The organism is Blastococcus sp. Marseille-P5729 (genome assembly GCF_900292035.1).
Taxonomy (GTDB): Bacteria; Actinomycetota; Actinomycetes; order Mycobacteriales; family Antricoccaceae; genus Cumulibacter.
The window spans coordinates 22,249-35,934 of the sequence record NZ_OMPO01000003.1 but is presented as its reverse complement, the minus strand read 5'-3'; the positions used below and the strand labels follow the sequence as shown (position 1 = coordinate 35,934).

Annotated in this window: 17 protein-coding genes and 1 pseudogene; 7 read left to right on the top strand and 11 right to left on the bottom strand. The window is 69.7% G+C overall.

The genetic code is table 11. The features are described 5' to 3' along the window. Positions 1–76: 76 nt before the first annotated feature. From DAA40_RS13050 to recF, 5 genes are all read right to left on the bottom strand, one after another. Complete coding sequence (locus DAA40_RS13050) at positions 77–1,318, bottom strand: glycosyltransferase 87 family protein (protein WP_106850203.1); 1,242 nt, start codon at positions 1,316–1,318, stop codon at positions 77–79. Positions 1,319–1,457: 139 nt separating this feature from the next. Beyond that, complete coding sequence (locus DAA40_RS13045) at positions 1,458–2,120, bottom strand: DUF3137 domain-containing protein (protein ID WP_106850202.1); 663 nt, start codon at positions 2,118–2,120, stop codon at positions 1,458–1,460. Next, positions 2,120–3,181: a hypothetical protein gene (locus tag DAA40_RS13040; RefSeq protein WP_106850201.1), complete on the bottom strand. Its 1,062-nt coding sequence runs from the start codon at positions 3,179–3,181 to the stop codon at positions 2,120–2,122. Before DAA40_RS13040 ends, DAA40_RS13045 begins: the two co-directional genes overlap by 1 nt. After that, complete coding sequence (locus DAA40_RS13035) at positions 3,174–3,704, bottom strand: DciA family protein (protein ID WP_199849769.1); 531 nt, start codon at positions 3,702–3,704, stop codon at positions 3,174–3,176. The genes DAA40_RS13040 and DAA40_RS13035 overlap by 8 nt, the downstream gene beginning before the upstream one ends. Positions 3,705–3,785: 81 nt before the next feature. Further along, entirely contained in the window at positions 3,786–4,925 is a 1,140-nt protein-coding gene (gene recF, locus DAA40_RS13030) for a DNA replication/repair protein RecF (protein WP_106850200.1), read from the bottom strand. A 257-nt stretch (positions 4,926–5,182) separates the two neighbouring features. On the opposite strand from recF, the gene DAA40_RS13025 reads away from it, so the two are divergent. Then, positions 5,183–6,367 (top strand): ATP-binding protein, encoded by a 1,185-nt coding sequence (locus DAA40_RS13025; protein WP_106850199.1) that lies wholly within the window; start codon positions 5,183–5,185, stop codon positions 6,365–6,367. Between the two features lie 25 nt (positions 6,368–6,392). Here the strand turns inward: DAA40_RS13025 and DAA40_RS13020 are convergent, their stop codons facing one another. Continuing rightward, positions 6,393–6,836: a MarR family winged helix-turn-helix transcriptional regulator gene (locus DAA40_RS13020; RefSeq protein ID WP_106850198.1), complete on the bottom strand. Its 444-nt coding sequence runs from the start codon at positions 6,834–6,836 to the stop codon at positions 6,393–6,395. Between the two features lie 59 nt (positions 6,837–6,895). Here DAA40_RS13020 and DAA40_RS13015 point away from each other — a divergent pair, with 59 nt between their 5' ends. The 3 genes and pseudogenes from DAA40_RS13015 to DAA40_RS17060 form a co-directional block, all read left to right on the top strand. Further along, positions 6,896–7,228 (top strand): VOC family protein, encoded by a 333-nt coding sequence (locus DAA40_RS13015; RefSeq protein WP_106850197.1) that lies wholly within the window; start codon positions 6,896–6,898, stop codon positions 7,226–7,228. A gap of 118 nt (positions 7,229–7,346) precedes the next feature. Continuing rightward, a complete protein-coding gene (locus DAA40_RS13010; RefSeq protein ID WP_106850562.1) occupies positions 7,347–7,619 on the top strand; it encodes a type II toxin-antitoxin system Phd/YefM family antitoxin in 273 nt (90 codons plus the stop codon). Positions 7,620–7,649: 30 nt separating this feature from the next. Continuing rightward, positions 7,650–7,889 (top strand): annotated as a pseudogene (locus DAA40_RS17060) (type II toxin-antitoxin system RelE/ParE family toxin); the annotation flags it as partial. Between the two features lie 29 nt (positions 7,890–7,918). On the opposite strand, the gene DAA40_RS13000 reads toward DAA40_RS17060, so the two are convergent. Both DAA40_RS13000 and DAA40_RS12995 read right to left on the bottom strand, forming a co-directional pair. Continuing rightward, the gene (locus DAA40_RS13000) at positions 7,919–8,416 is read right to left on the bottom strand and encodes an alpha/beta hydrolase (RefSeq protein WP_106850195.1); all 498 of its coding nucleotides are present in this window, start codon (positions 8,414–8,416) and stop codon (positions 7,919–7,921) included. Positions 8,417–8,436: 20 nt separating this feature from the next. Beyond that, positions 8,437–9,396: a YafY family protein gene (locus tag DAA40_RS12995; protein ID WP_106850194.1), complete on the bottom strand. Its 960-nt coding sequence runs from the start codon at positions 9,394–9,396 to the stop codon at positions 8,437–8,439. A gap of 78 nt (positions 9,397–9,474) precedes the next feature. On the opposite strand from DAA40_RS12995, the gene DAA40_RS12990 reads away from it, so the two are divergent. From DAA40_RS12990 to DAA40_RS12980, 3 genes are read left to right on the top strand one after another with little or no spacing between them, the layout of a single operon-like run. Further along, positions 9,475–9,843 (top strand): VOC family protein, encoded by a 369-nt coding sequence (locus DAA40_RS12990; protein ID WP_106850193.1) that lies wholly within the window; start codon positions 9,475–9,477, stop codon positions 9,841–9,843. Positions 9,844–9,896: 53 nt separating this feature from the next. Beyond that, positions 9,897–10,139: a type II toxin-antitoxin system VapB family antitoxin gene (locus DAA40_RS12985; protein ID WP_158716434.1), complete on the top strand. Its 243-nt coding sequence runs from the start codon at positions 9,897–9,899 to the stop codon at positions 10,137–10,139. Beyond that, positions 10,136–10,519, top strand: a complete 384-nt coding sequence (locus DAA40_RS12980; RefSeq protein ID WP_106850192.1) for a type II toxin-antitoxin system VapC family toxin — start codon at positions 10,136–10,138, stop codon at positions 10,517–10,519. The genes DAA40_RS12985 and DAA40_RS12980 overlap by 4 nt, the downstream gene beginning before the upstream one ends. Positions 10,520–10,544: 25 nt before the next feature. Here DAA40_RS12980 and DAA40_RS12975 read toward each other — a convergent pair whose 3' ends face one another. The 3 genes from DAA40_RS12975 to dnaN all read right to left on the bottom strand — a co-directional run bounded on the left by DAA40_RS12975 (position 10,545) and on the right by dnaN (position 13,291). Further along, on the bottom strand, positions 10,545–11,108 hold the full coding sequence (locus tag DAA40_RS12975) for a hypothetical protein (RefSeq protein WP_106850191.1): 564 nt from the start codon (positions 11,106–11,108) through the stop codon (positions 10,545–10,547). Between the two features lie 21 nt (positions 11,109–11,129). Beyond that, a complete protein-coding gene (gene gnd, locus DAA40_RS12970; RefSeq protein ID WP_106850190.1) occupies positions 11,130–12,035 on the bottom strand; it encodes a phosphogluconate dehydrogenase (NAD(+)-dependent, decarboxylating) in 906 nt (301 codons plus the stop codon). A 134-nt stretch (positions 12,036–12,169) separates the two neighbouring features. After that, positions 12,170–13,291 carry a DNA polymerase III subunit beta gene (gene dnaN, locus DAA40_RS12965; protein ID WP_106850189.1) on the bottom strand — a complete coding sequence of 374 codons (1,122 nt, stop codon included), beginning with the start codon at positions 13,289–13,291 and terminating at the stop codon, positions 12,170–12,172. Positions 13,292–13,686 lie beyond the last annotated feature (395 nt).

Here is a 13,686-nt window from a genome sequence, read left to right as displayed (position 1 = left end):
ACAAGTTTACGCCCATCCCGGTCCCGGCAGTGGGATCTGGGGGTTCCGGAGGCCGATCTGCGCCGCTCCGACCGGCTCAGCGGCCCGCTGCCGCCGTCGCCGGCCGGTCCATCGACCGCGGGTGCGCCCGGCCGAGCGGGATGACGGTGGCGATCGCGATCGCGAGGAAGCCGCGTAGCGATCCGACCAACCAGTCCACCGCCGGTACCGCGCCGCCGGTGAGCTCGCCGATCGGGGCCTTGCTCAGCAGCACGATCACTACCACGGTCCACGCGGCCTGCCGCCAGTCGGTGCGCGCCACGACCGCGAAGGCAGCCAGCCACAGCCAGACCTGGTGGTGGCCCCAGCTGATCGGGCTGGCGGCGACCATCGCCGCGCCGATCACCACGAGCGCGGCGAACGGGTCACCGTCGCTGAGCAACCGGGCAGAGCGGCGCCAGGCGAGCATGAGGACGACGAGGGCAGCTGCGAGGAAGAGCAGCTTCTGCGTCGTCCCGTCGAGGCCGGCCCGGAAGAGCAGACCGTTGAGGCTCTGGTTGGACGTCGAGGTGTACGGCCCGAACCGGGTCATGTCGCCGGCGCGGTGCAGCGCGTAGTCGAGGGTGGCGCCGGGGAAGATCGCGAACCCGACCGCGCCGAGAGCCGCGAAGACGCCCAGCCCGTTGTAGGCCTGGCGGCGGCGTCCGGCCAGCCACAGCATCGGCAGCACCGCGAGCGGCGTGAGCTTGATGGCGGCGGTGAGACCGGTCAGGATTCCGCCGTACGCCGGCCACCGGCGGCACACCACGAGGACGTCGAAGGCCACGATCGCGGCCAGCAGCACGCTGATCTGCCCGAACCGGTTGTTCGACATCACCGGGTGGCTCACGCCGAGCGCGATGGCGATCAGCGGGGTCGCGGCCTGCGTCGGAAGCCGCTCGAAGGCGCCGCCGGGCCGGAAGACCTTCGCGTGCCGCGCGGTCAGGGCGGCGATGCCGATCGTGCTGACCCAGGTCCACACCACCGCGAGCACCTTCGCCGCCGTGAACGGGATGTAGGCCAGCGGCACGAAGGGCAGCAAGGCGAACGGCGGATAGGTGAACGGCAGGCCCAGCTCGGTGCGGAACTCGTACAGGCTGCCGCCGTTCACCACCTCGTGGACGGCGCCGACGTACACCGCAAGGTCGGTGCGGCGCGGGTAGTAGGCCAACGGGTCGTGGATCTCCCACGCCCACGCGATCGCCGCAACCACGCCGATCCAGAGCGCGACTACCGTCGCTCGCCACTGTGGCGACCCTGCCCGCGCGCCGTCCGGCGCATGCTTCTTCTGCGCATTCATTCGCCTCAGGCGGGCGGCGTACGCCGTCAGTTCCGGCTGGAGGGGAACTCGCTGCCGGCGCTCACGGGATTCTGACGCGCGGCCGGAAGTCTGACCGGCGGCGGCCGCATGAGTGGGCAGCGCCCGGTGCGGTCGGAGCTCAGTCCCGCTCGTAGAGACTGCTCGGTACGCCGCCGGCGATCGTGGTCAGCAGGGTCAGGTGCGCCCCGAGCGTCTCGGCGCAGTGCGGATCGACCCGCGCCGCGCACACGAACTGGCCCGCGGTCCAGATCTCGTCCAACGGCGGGGAGTCGATGAGTGTCTGCATGGCTCGGGGGTTGAGCAGCCCGTACGCGGTCTGTGCGTCCCGCGCGAAGGTGGCGAACCGGTCGTTGAACTCGCCGGACTCGAGATGGACCTCCGGCATCACCGAGGTCAACGAGGCCCGCCAGCCCTCCGGGTAGACGTGCACATAGGGCAGGACGCCGCCGACCTGCATGAAGGTGACGGCGTACGGCCGCCAGTTGTCGCCGCGGGTGCGGGCGGTGACGGTGAGTGCCCAGAAGTGCCAGTAGCCGGCCTGGCCGTGCACGACGTCGGCACCCGGGTGCCAATGCCCGGGTGCGAACGGCCCACCGGAGAGGTCGATCGGCGAGCCGTCGTCGTACGCCGGCATCTGGTGCAGCACCGCCCAGCCGTTCTGCGCGGCCATCTGCTCGATCGGCGTCCGGCCGCGGTGCTGGGGCCGGTACTCGGGCACGTTGGAGCCGTAGGCATTGTGCCCCCAGCTGCCGGTGATGCCGCGCGCGCTCCGGAAGAACATCAGGCCTGCGCCCGCACCGCTCGCAGCATCGCGCCGAGGATCTCCAGGTGCCGCGCCAGCATCTGCTCGTCATGCGGCTGCGCCGTGCTCACTACGAGCTGGCCTTCGATCGTCCAGATCTCCTCGCGGTCGTCTCCCGCGCTGAGGACCGAGCGCACCTCCTCGGTGATCAGCAAGGTGAACGCGTCCAGCTCGTGCTGCCCGTTGTGGGCCAGCAGCTTGAACCGCGCATCAAAGATCGGGTCAACGGTGGGGAAGACCTGCATCCCGCGGGTCGGTCCGGTGAGGAATCGGGCCGGCAGGATCCGCAGCGGCGGCAGCTTCAGCATGGTCGGGACGGCGGTGAAGCAGTGGCCGATGGTGCGGCCGATCCGGCTGTCCTCGAGCGCGTCAAAGGCGAGGAACTGCCATTGAGTGCCACCGCCGAGCTCGGTGCTGCCGAAGGGGTCGAACTGGCCGCGCACCACCTGACCGGCGCGATATCCGGCGACCCGGAACGGCGCGGTGGCCAGCAGGTCGTCGGCCTCCTCGTCGGACTCGGAGATGCTCCAGCCGAACTCCTGGACCGCCTGCACCAGACGCCCGGCGCTCGGGTGCTCGCCCTGCTGGTGGTACGGCGCCCCGGTGGCCAGATAGCGGGCGGTCTGGTTGGAGAAGATCCGCTCCCGCCAGGACCGCTTGCGCGGCTTCCCGTCGCCGCCGCCGTCCAGCTCGCCGGGCTGTTGGTGCGGCTCGATGATGGGGGCGCCGTACGCGCGGTAGTGCACCTCCGGCGGCTCGTGCCCGGCCGGCGGCCGTTCGGTGTAGCCGGGATCGCCCGGTGCGGCGTAGCGCGGGTCGTACTGCGGGTCGAAGCTCGGATCGTTGAAGTCGTAGTCGACCGAGTACGGGTTGGTCGGATCATGGCCGTCATTCGGCCGGGTCGGTCCGGCGCCGCGGCTTGCATCGCCCCGGCCCAGCTCATCACGGCGGCTCAGGTCATCGCGGCCGTTCGGGTCGTCGTTGCGGTCCGGGTCGCCGTCCGGCGGCTGCGGGTTCGGGTCGTCGTTGCGATCAGCCATAGGTATCCCTCGGTCCCCGGCCGCGTACCGACCGTCGTCCATGCTTCCAACTCGGTGCGGCCGGGCCCTTGATCACGAGGCGGCGTACGACGCCCGGCCCGACCAGCTGCTCGATGCGAGCCAGCAGGGTGCGCTCGATCGCGCGCAGCTGGGTCGCCCACGCGGTCGACTCGGCCCTCACCTCGAGCTCGCCGTCGCTCAGCGAGACGGCGTGGGTCTTCGCGGCGAGCTGCGCGCCCACCACCGTGTCCCAGTGGCTGAGCACCCGCCCCTTCTGCAAATCCGACGCCCAGCCGTGCCGCTTGGCCAGGTCGCTGAACACCGCGCCGACCGGCTTGGGATCGCGCACCGACGGGCCGGCGCCCGACCATCGCCGACGGCCCTTGGGCTGGTCGGTCTGCCGGGAGATCTTCGGCGCCGGCCGGACCCTCGAGGGGTCGATCTTGCTGCCGCTGAGCTGAGCCATGCTCGCGAAGGCCGACGCCGCCGGGTCGGCGTACCGCTCGTCGCGCTCCTCGCTCATGCCCACCAGCCTAGGTGGACGCCGACCCCACTGCTATCGGGCCGCTTGTGGTGTGCCGGCTTCGGGCGTAGTCGCCCGATATCAGCACAGCTCAACGGTTCCCTCCCGGATCTCGAAGGTGCGGGCAAGTAGCGCCGGCGGGACGTCGTCGCGCACGGCAGCGGTGATGATGGTCTGCTCGGCGCGCTGGGCGAGGTCGGCCAGATGCGCGCGGCGTTTGGCGTCCAGCTCGGCGAAGACGTCGTCCAGCATCAGGATCGGCTCGGCGCCCTCGGCGCGCAGCAGCTCGTACGACGCCAGCCGCAGCGCGAGCGCGATCGACCACGACTGGCCGTGGCTGGCGTAGCCTTTCGCCGGGAATTCGTCGAGTTCGAGCACCAGTTCATCGCGCTGCGGCCCGACGAGGGGGAGCGCGCGGTCGATCTCGTGCGAGCGCACCTCGGCCAGGCGCGCGGTCATCATCTCGCGCAGCGCGTCGAGCTCCGGGACATCGCGGATCTCCTGCCGCGGCTCGTCGGCCAGCGAGGTGCGATAGTGCATGCCGACCGTGTCCGCAGCGCCCGAGACCCCCGCGTACGCCGCCTCGAAGTGCGGCCGCAGATCACCGATCAGCTGCAGCCGCCCGTGCACCAGCTCGGCGCCGTGCTCGACCAGGTGCGCGTCCCATACGTCGAGCGTGCGAAGGTCTCCGTCCCTGCCGGCCCGCCGGGCCATGCCGGCGGTCTTCAGCAGGGCATTGCGCTGCTTGAGCACCCGCTCGAAGTCGGCCTTGGTCGCGGCGTACCGCGGGTAGCGCAGGATCAACAGGTCATCGAGGAAGCGCCGCCGGTCGCCCGGGTCGCCCTTGACCAGGGCGAGGTCCTCGGGGGCGAACAGCACCGAGCGCACGATGCCGATCAGGTCGCGGTTGCGCTTGACCGGCGCCCGGTTCAGCCGCGCACGGTTGGCCTTCCCAGCGGTGATCTCCAGCTCGATCAGCAGGCCGCGGTCCTCGTTCGTGCACATCGCGCGGACGACGGCGCGCTCCGCCGTACGCCGGATCAGCGGAAGGTCGCTGGAGACGCGGTGCGAGGCGAAGGTGCCCAGGTAGCCGATCGCCTCGACGAGGTTGGTCTTGCCCTGACCATTGGCGCCGACCAGCAGGTTCGGCCCTGGCGCGAGCTCGAGCTCGGCCTCAACGTAGTTGCGGAAGTCGATGACCTGGAGGCGGTCGATGCGCACGTCGTCCCCTCCCTGAGGTGCTCGTTGCCCGGCGTGCCGGTCTGCGGTCGCCCGTCGATCTGCGGTGGGTCCGTGAGCGATATCCGGCAGATAGCGCTCGCCAACCCACCGCAGAATAGTGGCGCGTGGCGTGTTGCGTTCTATCCGGTCGTCTAGCGCAAGTCATAGATAGAGCGATACGAGCCGATCGTGGCGGGTCGCTGCGACACGCTAGCAATATCTACCGAATCGGATAGAAATCCGAATACCGTCACATCGTGGACCCGATCAGGAACCCATACGCCCCCGGGGCCGGCCAGCGCCCGCCCGAGCTCGCCGGACGCGACGAGCAGCTCGCCGCCTTCGACGTCGTCCTCGAGCGGATCGCCCGCGGGCGGCCCGAGCGCTCGCTGGTGCTGACCGGGCTGCGCGGCGTGGGCAAGACAGTGCTGCTGAACGCGCTGCGCTCGGCCGCCGTACGCCGCGGCTGGGGCACCGGCAAGCTCGAGGCCCGCCCGGACCAGCGGCTGCGACGTCCGCTGTCGAGCGCGCTGCACCAGGCGATTCGCGAGCTCGGGCACCCGGCGGACGACGTCCTCGGCGTGGTCAAGGCCTTCGCGCATCGGGACGCCGGGGCGTCGGCCAAGCTCGCCGACCGCTGGAGCCCCGGGATCGACGTCCCGGCCGCCAAGGGTCGCGCGGACTCCGGCGACATCGAGATCGACCTCGTCGAGCTGCTCACCGACGTCGGCGGGCTCGCGGCCGAGGCCGGCAAGGGGGTCGCCGTCTTCATCGACGAGATGCAGGACGTCGGCGCCGACGACATCTCCGCGATGTGCGCGGCGTGCCACGAGATCTCCCAGTCGGGTCTGCCGGTGATCGTCGTCGGCGCTGGTCTCCCCCACCTGCCCGCGGTGCTGTCGGCGAGCAAGTCCTACTCCGAGCGGCTGTTCCGCTACCAGCGGATCGACCGCCTGCCGCGCGAGGCCGCCGACCGGGCACTGACCACCCCTGCCGCCGATGAGGACGCCGAGTTCGCCGACGACGCGCTCGCGGCGATGTACCAGGCGACCGGCGGATATCCGTACTTCATCCAGGCCTACGGCAAAGCGGTCTGGGACCGGGCACCGGCGTCCCCGATCACCGCGGACGATGTCCGGGTCGCCGCGCCCGAGGCCGAGGCCGAGCTCGCGGTCGGCTTCTTCGGCAGCCGCTTCGAGCGCGCTACCCCCGGTGAGCGCGAGTACCTCTCGGCGATGGCCGAGGTCGCGCAGCGGGCCGGGGATGTCGATCTGGAGTCGGTCGCGACCGCCGATGTCGCCGCACATCTGGACCGCAAGCCGCAGTCGCTGTCACCGGCGCGCGACGCGCTGCTGAAGAAGGGGCTGATCTACTCGGCCGAGCGCGGGCGGATCGCCTTCACCGTGCCGCACTTCGGCAAGTACCTGCGCCAGCAGACCTAGCAGCGCGGGCGAGCTCCCCGACGCTTCACTCGACGGCCGGCGGGTCGAGACACGACCTGAGATCGTCGCGCACGCGACGCTGCTGCTGCGGTGACAGGGCCGAGAACACCTGGGCCTCGACGGCACTGATGGTGCGGCTGGCCCGATCCAGCGCCGTCCGGCCCTCCTCGGTCAGGGCGGTGGGCAACGAGCGACCCTGCTCGGCGTGATCGGGGCGCGTCAACAGACCACGCTCCTGGAGACGCCGGACGACGAGATTCATCGACTGGCGGGTGACGAAGGCACGCCGGGCGAGCTCTGAGTTCGACAAGCCAGGGCTCTGGCCCAGAATCTCCAGGCACGCGTACTGCGGAACGGTCAGGTCCATCGGGCGCAGCGCCTCATCCATCGCGCCACGCAGCCGCGCGTGCACCTGCTTGAGAACGTACCCCACCGATAGCTCGAGATCTCCTACCCGCCCTTGCGCCATGTCAGCATTCTGACATAGCCTTCTTATGTCAGTACGTTGACAAACAAGGAGGTAGTGCAATGAGTGGGAATGTCACCTACTTCGAGGTTCCGAGCGCAGACATCGCTGCTACGGAGCAGTTCTGGGGCTCGCTGTTCGGCTGGGAGTTCACCGGCGGCAATGCTCCCGATTACTCGATGATTCAAGGGCCGCAGCCGATGGGCGGTTCTCCGCACGGCGCCGACTCGAAGCATCCGCGAATCTACTTCGCGGTCGACGACCTGACCGCGGCGCTGGAGAAGGTGCGTGAGCTGGGCGGGACGGCGTCCGAGACCGTCACCATCCCGTCCGGGCAGTTCGCGCACTGCACCGACAGCCAGGGTGTGGAGTTCAGCCTGTTCCAGGACGCTTAGCATTTCGGGCTCGCCAGCGTACGTCCTTCGCGGCGTACGCCGGCGAGAACACCAGGTCTCTATTAGGGCCGGCCCGGATCAGTCCTGAATATGGGTCTAGCATCAAGAGGTGCAGATCATGTCGATCACGGCCGCGAAGGCCAAACTCAACGAGCTCATCGACGAGGCGGCTCGCACGCACGAGCACGTGACGATCACGAAGAACGGCGCGCCGGCCGTCGTGATGATCAGCGCCGACCAATGGGAGTCCGTCCAGGAAACGCTGTTCTGGCTCTCCCAGACCGACGTCGCGACCGACATCGCGGCAGCGGATGCCGAGTCGGCCACTGGTGACACAGTCAGCGGCGAGCAGCTGCGCAGGCAGTACGGTCTGCCGCCGGCTCAGGCTTAGCCCGAGCAGCCGTACCGTGTCGAGGTCTCCGGCGCGGCGCAACGAGGTCTCGCGCGGATCTCGCCGCGCTTCACCACAGCGGTCATCGAGTTCATCACCCTTGCATTGCCGCAAAACCCGCACCGCATCGGCAAACCGCTACGCGCGCCGTACGAAGGTCCGCATAGCGCACGACGTGGCGATTACCGCATCCTCTATCGGATTCGCGACGACCACTCGATCCTGATCGTGCGCATCGAGCACCAATCCACGCTCTATCGCCCACGTTGAGTCGCCATGACGATCCCCGATAGGTCTGGTCAGCGCGAGGACAGGAGTGCGTCGGCATCGACCTCGTCGAGCTGATGGCCACCGTGTGCGTGCTCAACCACGCGGGCCCGCGGCAGGGCCGCGGCGTTGAGCGCGAGGTGCTCGAACGGGACCACCTCGTCGTCCCTGCACTGGTGCAGCACGAGCGTCTGCGGTGGCTCGGCACCGTCGAAGGCGTACTCGCTCTGGTCCCAACCCTCCGGGCGCCAGCACGGCACGGCCAGCAGAATCGCCCGCGTCAATGGCCAGGCCCGCTCGGCGAGAACCTTCAGCAGGACCGAGCCGCCGAATGAGTGGCCGACCACGAGATCCTCTGGACCCAGGTCGCCCAGCGCGGCCCGGATCGGCACTGCCCAACCCTCGTAGGACATGTTCTCGTCTGGCACGCGAGGCATCCGCGGCTGGACGCCGGCCGCCGCGCCGAGTCGGGTCGCGAGCGCCTGGTCATCCTCGTACCCGCCGGCGCCGTGCAGGAAGAGCAACTGCATGCTGCGCAAGTTAGCAGCCGTCAGTGGTCCGAGTCACGACTCGCGGCGAGCAGCCGCTCCCCCAGCTCCGCGGCCGCCGCCCGCATCGCGTCGTCCGCGCGAATCACGAAGTGACAGGGCAGCCGGGTCAGCTGCTCGACGTACCACGCGGGGTCGGACGTCGTCCCACGCAGCAGGCAGCCCCCGCCGTCCGGGGTGAGGCTGCCCAGCGCACGCGGCAGCCATCGCGCCACCTCGGCCACCGGCGCGTCGATCCAGATCTCGACATCGTGCTCCCAGCCCGTCGCCAGATTGGCCTCGAGCACGGCAACGGCGTCCAGCTGCTCGGGCGGCTCGAACGACTCCTCCCGTGCGTCCACCCGTTGGATCCGATCGACCCGCAAGGTGCGGACGGCGCCGGCTTGGTGCGCGAAGCACAGCAGGTACCACCGCGCGTGCCGTACAACGACCGCCCACGGATCGACCGTGACCTCCCAGGGCCTACCGGATTCGCCGACATAGTGAAGGTCCAGCCGGCGACGCGCGTCCACCGCGTCGATGAGCGCGGCCGCGACCTCGGGGCGTGCCCGCGCAGCCTCGTCGTTCGGCACCGGTTCGGTCGTACGCCGCAGGGCCTCGGCCGGCAGCGCCACCGACGGCGGCAGGGTCCGCAGGATCTTGCCGAGTGCCGCGCCGACGGGATCGTCCGGATCACCGGCGCGATGATGACCGTCGAGCACCGCCATCACCACGCTGATCGCCTCGGCGGCGGTGAATCGCACCGGCATTCGCGCACCCCGCTCCGGCCAGTAGCCGCCGTACCGCCCCCGGCGTGCTTCGATGCCGACACCGGCGCCGCGCAGCAGCTCGACATGCCGCCGTACGGCGCGCTCGGAGACACCGAGCCGGCTCGCCAGTTCCGCCGCACCGATGCCGGGTCGCTCCGAGATCAGCTCCAGCACAGCCAGCGTGCGGACGATCGGTGGCTGAGGATCGGTCATATCGGAACCTTAACCGGCCGTGGATCGTCCGGATATGGCTCTACCGTCGGTATCACCGACGACCTACCGGAGGAACCGATGAAGATCACCAAGACCACGATCGCCTTCGACGCGGCCGACATGCAGGCCGAGAGCACCTTCTGGGCGAGTCTGCTCGATGGACGCATCGAGCCCTTCGACGACGACTGGATCAACATCGTGATCGGCGACGGGTCCTGGGTGGTGGCGGTCCAGCACGCACCCGATCACCGGCCGCCAACCTGGCCGGCGAACGACGTCCCGCAGCAGATCCATATCGATCTGTACGTCGACGACATCCACGCCTCGCACGAGGAGGTGCTCCGTCTCGGCGCCCGGCCGCTGCAGGACGCCGACCTCGATGCTGCCGAGGGCTGGGCGGTGTACGCCGACCCGGCCGGGCACCCCTTCTGCCTCTGCTGGGAGTAGCGACCCTCGATCGTCGCCAACCAGCTCTTCTACCGTGAGGGTAGAATCGTGGGATGGCGACGATGAACATCAAGGACCCGCGGGTGCACGAGCTCGCCCAGCGCCTGGCCGCGCTGCGCGGCTCGAGTGCGACCGCCGCCGTCCGCTCCGCGCTGGAGGACGCCGTGCAGGCCGAGCTGGGCAGGCGCGCCGAGCGCGCGACGGTGCTACAGCGGCTACAGCAGAGGGTGGCTTCGACCTGCGGGCAGTGGCTGGACGACGACGAGCTGTACGACGACCGAGGCCTCCCCCGATGATCCTCGATACGTCCGCGGCGGTCGCCATGCTGCGGGCCGAGCCCGAAGCGGAGGCTTTTCTCGCCGTCATCCAGGCGGCGGACACCGTGCGGATGTCGACGGCGTCGGTGCTCGAGCTGTCCATGGTGACGGCGGCGAGCGGACCGCAGATCGTCGATGATCTCCTGGAGGGGTTCGCGATCCAGGTCGTGGCCGTCGATGCGGAGCATCTGAGGTGGGCACGACATGCCCATCAGCACTTCGGCCGCGGGTCGGGCTCTGCCGCCCGGCTGAACTTCGGCGACTGCTTCGCGTACGCCGCGGCTCGTGTCCTCAACGAACCGCTGCTGTTCAAGGGCGACGACTTCGGGCACACCGACGTCCAGGCCGCCGTCGCGTAGACGGCTGCGCGACCGGCACAGCGCCTCAGGAGCCTCGCGACGCCAGGGCCACCAGCTCGCTCAGCCGCCCGGTGATCTCGGGATCGCGGATCACCGCCTGAGTGAGCTCGTCGGCCGCGAGCCCGGGATGGCGCTCCAGCGCCGGCTGCAGCTGTCGGATCAGCCGCTCGAAGCCGCCGCTGCGTAGGTCGGGGATGGCGAGTGACCGCTCCCCGCGGGTGAGCCGCAGCGACCGGTCGACGAGCTCGAATCCGCGCGCCGGGCGAACCGCGACGATGACGCGGGCGGTCGTGGGTTCGTCCAGCGGAAAGGTCATCTGGCGAATCCGGCGTACGACGAGCGTGGCGGGATCACCCTCCACGCTGGTGCGGGTCACCGCATTCAGCAGCAGCCAGGCCAGCAGGCCGAGCGCGACCACCGTGACGGCGGTGAGGCCGACGGCGGTTGCCGTGTCCCGTCGTCCTTGCGCGAAGGAGACCCAGCCGAAGGTCGCGGCCAGCACGCACAGCAGCGCCAGCGCGACGAATGCCATGCGAAGCCACCGCGCGTCGCGGGCGATCAGCGGCGGCTCCAGCGGACCCCCACTCACCGGCCGGCCCTCACCAGCCGGCTAGGAGATCGGGATGTCGGTGGTGTCGCCGGCCTTGCCGACCGCGTGTCCACCGAACTGGTTGCGCAGCGCCGCGATCACCTTCATCGCCGGCGACTCCTCCTGCCGCGAGGCGAACCGGGCATACAGCGAGGCGGTGATGACCGGCAGCGGGACGGCGTTCTCGATCGCGGCCTCGACGGTCCAGCGGCCCTCGCCGGAGTCCTGCGCGTAGCCGCGGATCTGCGACAGGTTCGGATCGGCCTCGGTCGCCTTCACGAGCAGGTCGAGCAGCCACGAGCGGACGACGGTGCCGGACTGCCACGACGCGAACGCCTCATCGACGTTCTCGACCAGATCCACCTTCTGCAGCAGCTCGTAGCCCTCGGCGTACGCCTGCATCATGCCGTACTCGATGCCGTTGTGGACCATCTTGGTGAAGTGCCCGGCGCCGACCTTCCCGGCGTGCACGAACCCATGCTCACCCTCGGGCTTGAGCGCGTCGAACACCGGCTGGGCCATCGCGACGTGCTCAGGATCGCCGCCGCACATCAGCGCGTACCCCTCGGTCTTGCCCCACACTCCGCCGGACACACCGCAGTCCACGAACCCGATGCCCCTGGCCGCCAGCCTCTCGGCGTTCGCCTGGTCGTCGGTGTACTTCGAGTTGCCGCCGTCGATCACCAGATCGCCGTCCGACAGCAGCTCACCGAGTGTCTGGATCGTCTCGCGGGTGGGTTCGCCGGCCGGCACCATCACCCACACGACGCGCGGTGCAGACAGCGCATTGACCATCGCCTCGAGCGAGTCGACGGTGCGCTTGCTCTGCGGTGAGCGGTCGTAGCCGACCACGTCATGCCCACCGGCGGTGAGCCGGTCGGCCATGTTGCCGCCCATCTTGCCGAGTCCGACGAGTCCAACCTGCATGGTGCGCTCCTTGCGTGGGTCGATTCGGATGTTCGGTATCAGCCGGTGCGATGCCGACCGGGGATGGCCAGCCTGTACCGGGTAGGGGCGATGTCGCCCGAAGTGAGCACAGGACAACGCGCTCCAGCAGGGGGCTAACCAGGCAGCCGCATCGGCATGATCAGGTAGCGGTACGAGTCCGGCTCGGCGTCTTCCGCCGGCACGGGGCTGAGCACCGCGGGCTTGGTCGAGGTCAGGAAGGACAGCCGGACCTGGTCGGCACCCACGGCACCGAGCCCGTCGAGCAGGTAGTGCGGGTTGAACCCGATCCGGATCGGGTCGCCGCTCAGATCGGTCGGTAGCGACTCCTCGGCCGAGCCCTCGTCGTCGCCGGCGACGGTCAGCGTGACCGTGCCCTCCTCGAAGGCCAGCTGGACCGGCGTACCGCGCTCGGCGACCAGCGCCACGCGGCGTACCGCTTCGACGAGCGCGGGCGTCTCGATGTCGGCGGTCGACTGCGACTCGGTCGGCAGCAGCTTGCGGAACGGCGGGAAGTCCGGATCGAGCAGCCGCGTCGTGGTGTGCCGGTCGCCGCCGGAGAAACCGATCAGCCCGTCGGCGGAGTCCGACAGCGAGATGTCGACCCGGCCGGTGCCGGCAAGGGTCTTCGCGGTGTCGCTGAGCATCTTCGCCGGCACGAGCACGGCGGTCGACTGGCCGGGCTTGGCCGGCTCCCAGGTCATCTCGCGGACGGCGAGCCGGTAGCGGTCCGTGGCGGCGAAGGTCAGAGTGTCGCCCTCGATCTCGACGCGGACACCGGTGAGCATCGGCAGCGTCTCGTCGCGCCCGGCCGCCACCGCGACGGTGCCCACGACGCGCGCGAACTCGTCGGCGTCCACCGTGCCCGCGAGCTCGGGAAGCTGCGGCAGGGCCGGGTAGTCGTCGACCGGCAGGCTCGGCAGCGAGAACTTGGAGGTGCCGCAGCGCAGCAGCACCCGCGAGCCGTCGGTGGAGATCTCGACCGGACGGTTCGGCAGCGCCTTGGTGATGTCGGCCAGCAGCCGGCCCGAGACCAGCGTCTTGCCTGCGGTGTCGACGGCGGCGTCGATCTTCATCTGGGTCGAGACCTCGTAGTCGAAGCTCGAGACGGTCAGCGTGTCGGAGTCCACGACCAGCAGGATCCCGGCGAGCACCGGCATCGGCGGGCGCTGCGGGAGACCTCGAGCAACCCAGGACACGGCGTCAGCGAGCGCCTGACGCTCAACCTGAAACTTCATCGAAACTCCTGCACGTTGATGGCGGGCATGCGAACGAGGCGGTGCACGCGACTAGAGGAAACGGTACCGGCAGCCGATCGGGGCCTCCGCGTGAGGGCGCGCTGAATGTCATTTCCACAGATCCGCTCGGGGCAACTACGAGCTGAATGCCGATCTCTATATCCATCAGTCGTAGTCATAGGACTTGTGGAAGCTGTGGAAAGACACCCTTTTGCCAGGTCGCGAGGCGTAAAGCGGTGTGCATGGATCGTGGACGGCGATGAGGGCAACTGCGTCGCGGTGGGGATGGCATCGCGCTGTGCACATCGGCCCACAACACTCTCCGCAGGACACAACAGGTTATCCACAGATCTGTCCACACCCGGGGAAAACCCCAGGCCACGAGCGGTGCGCAC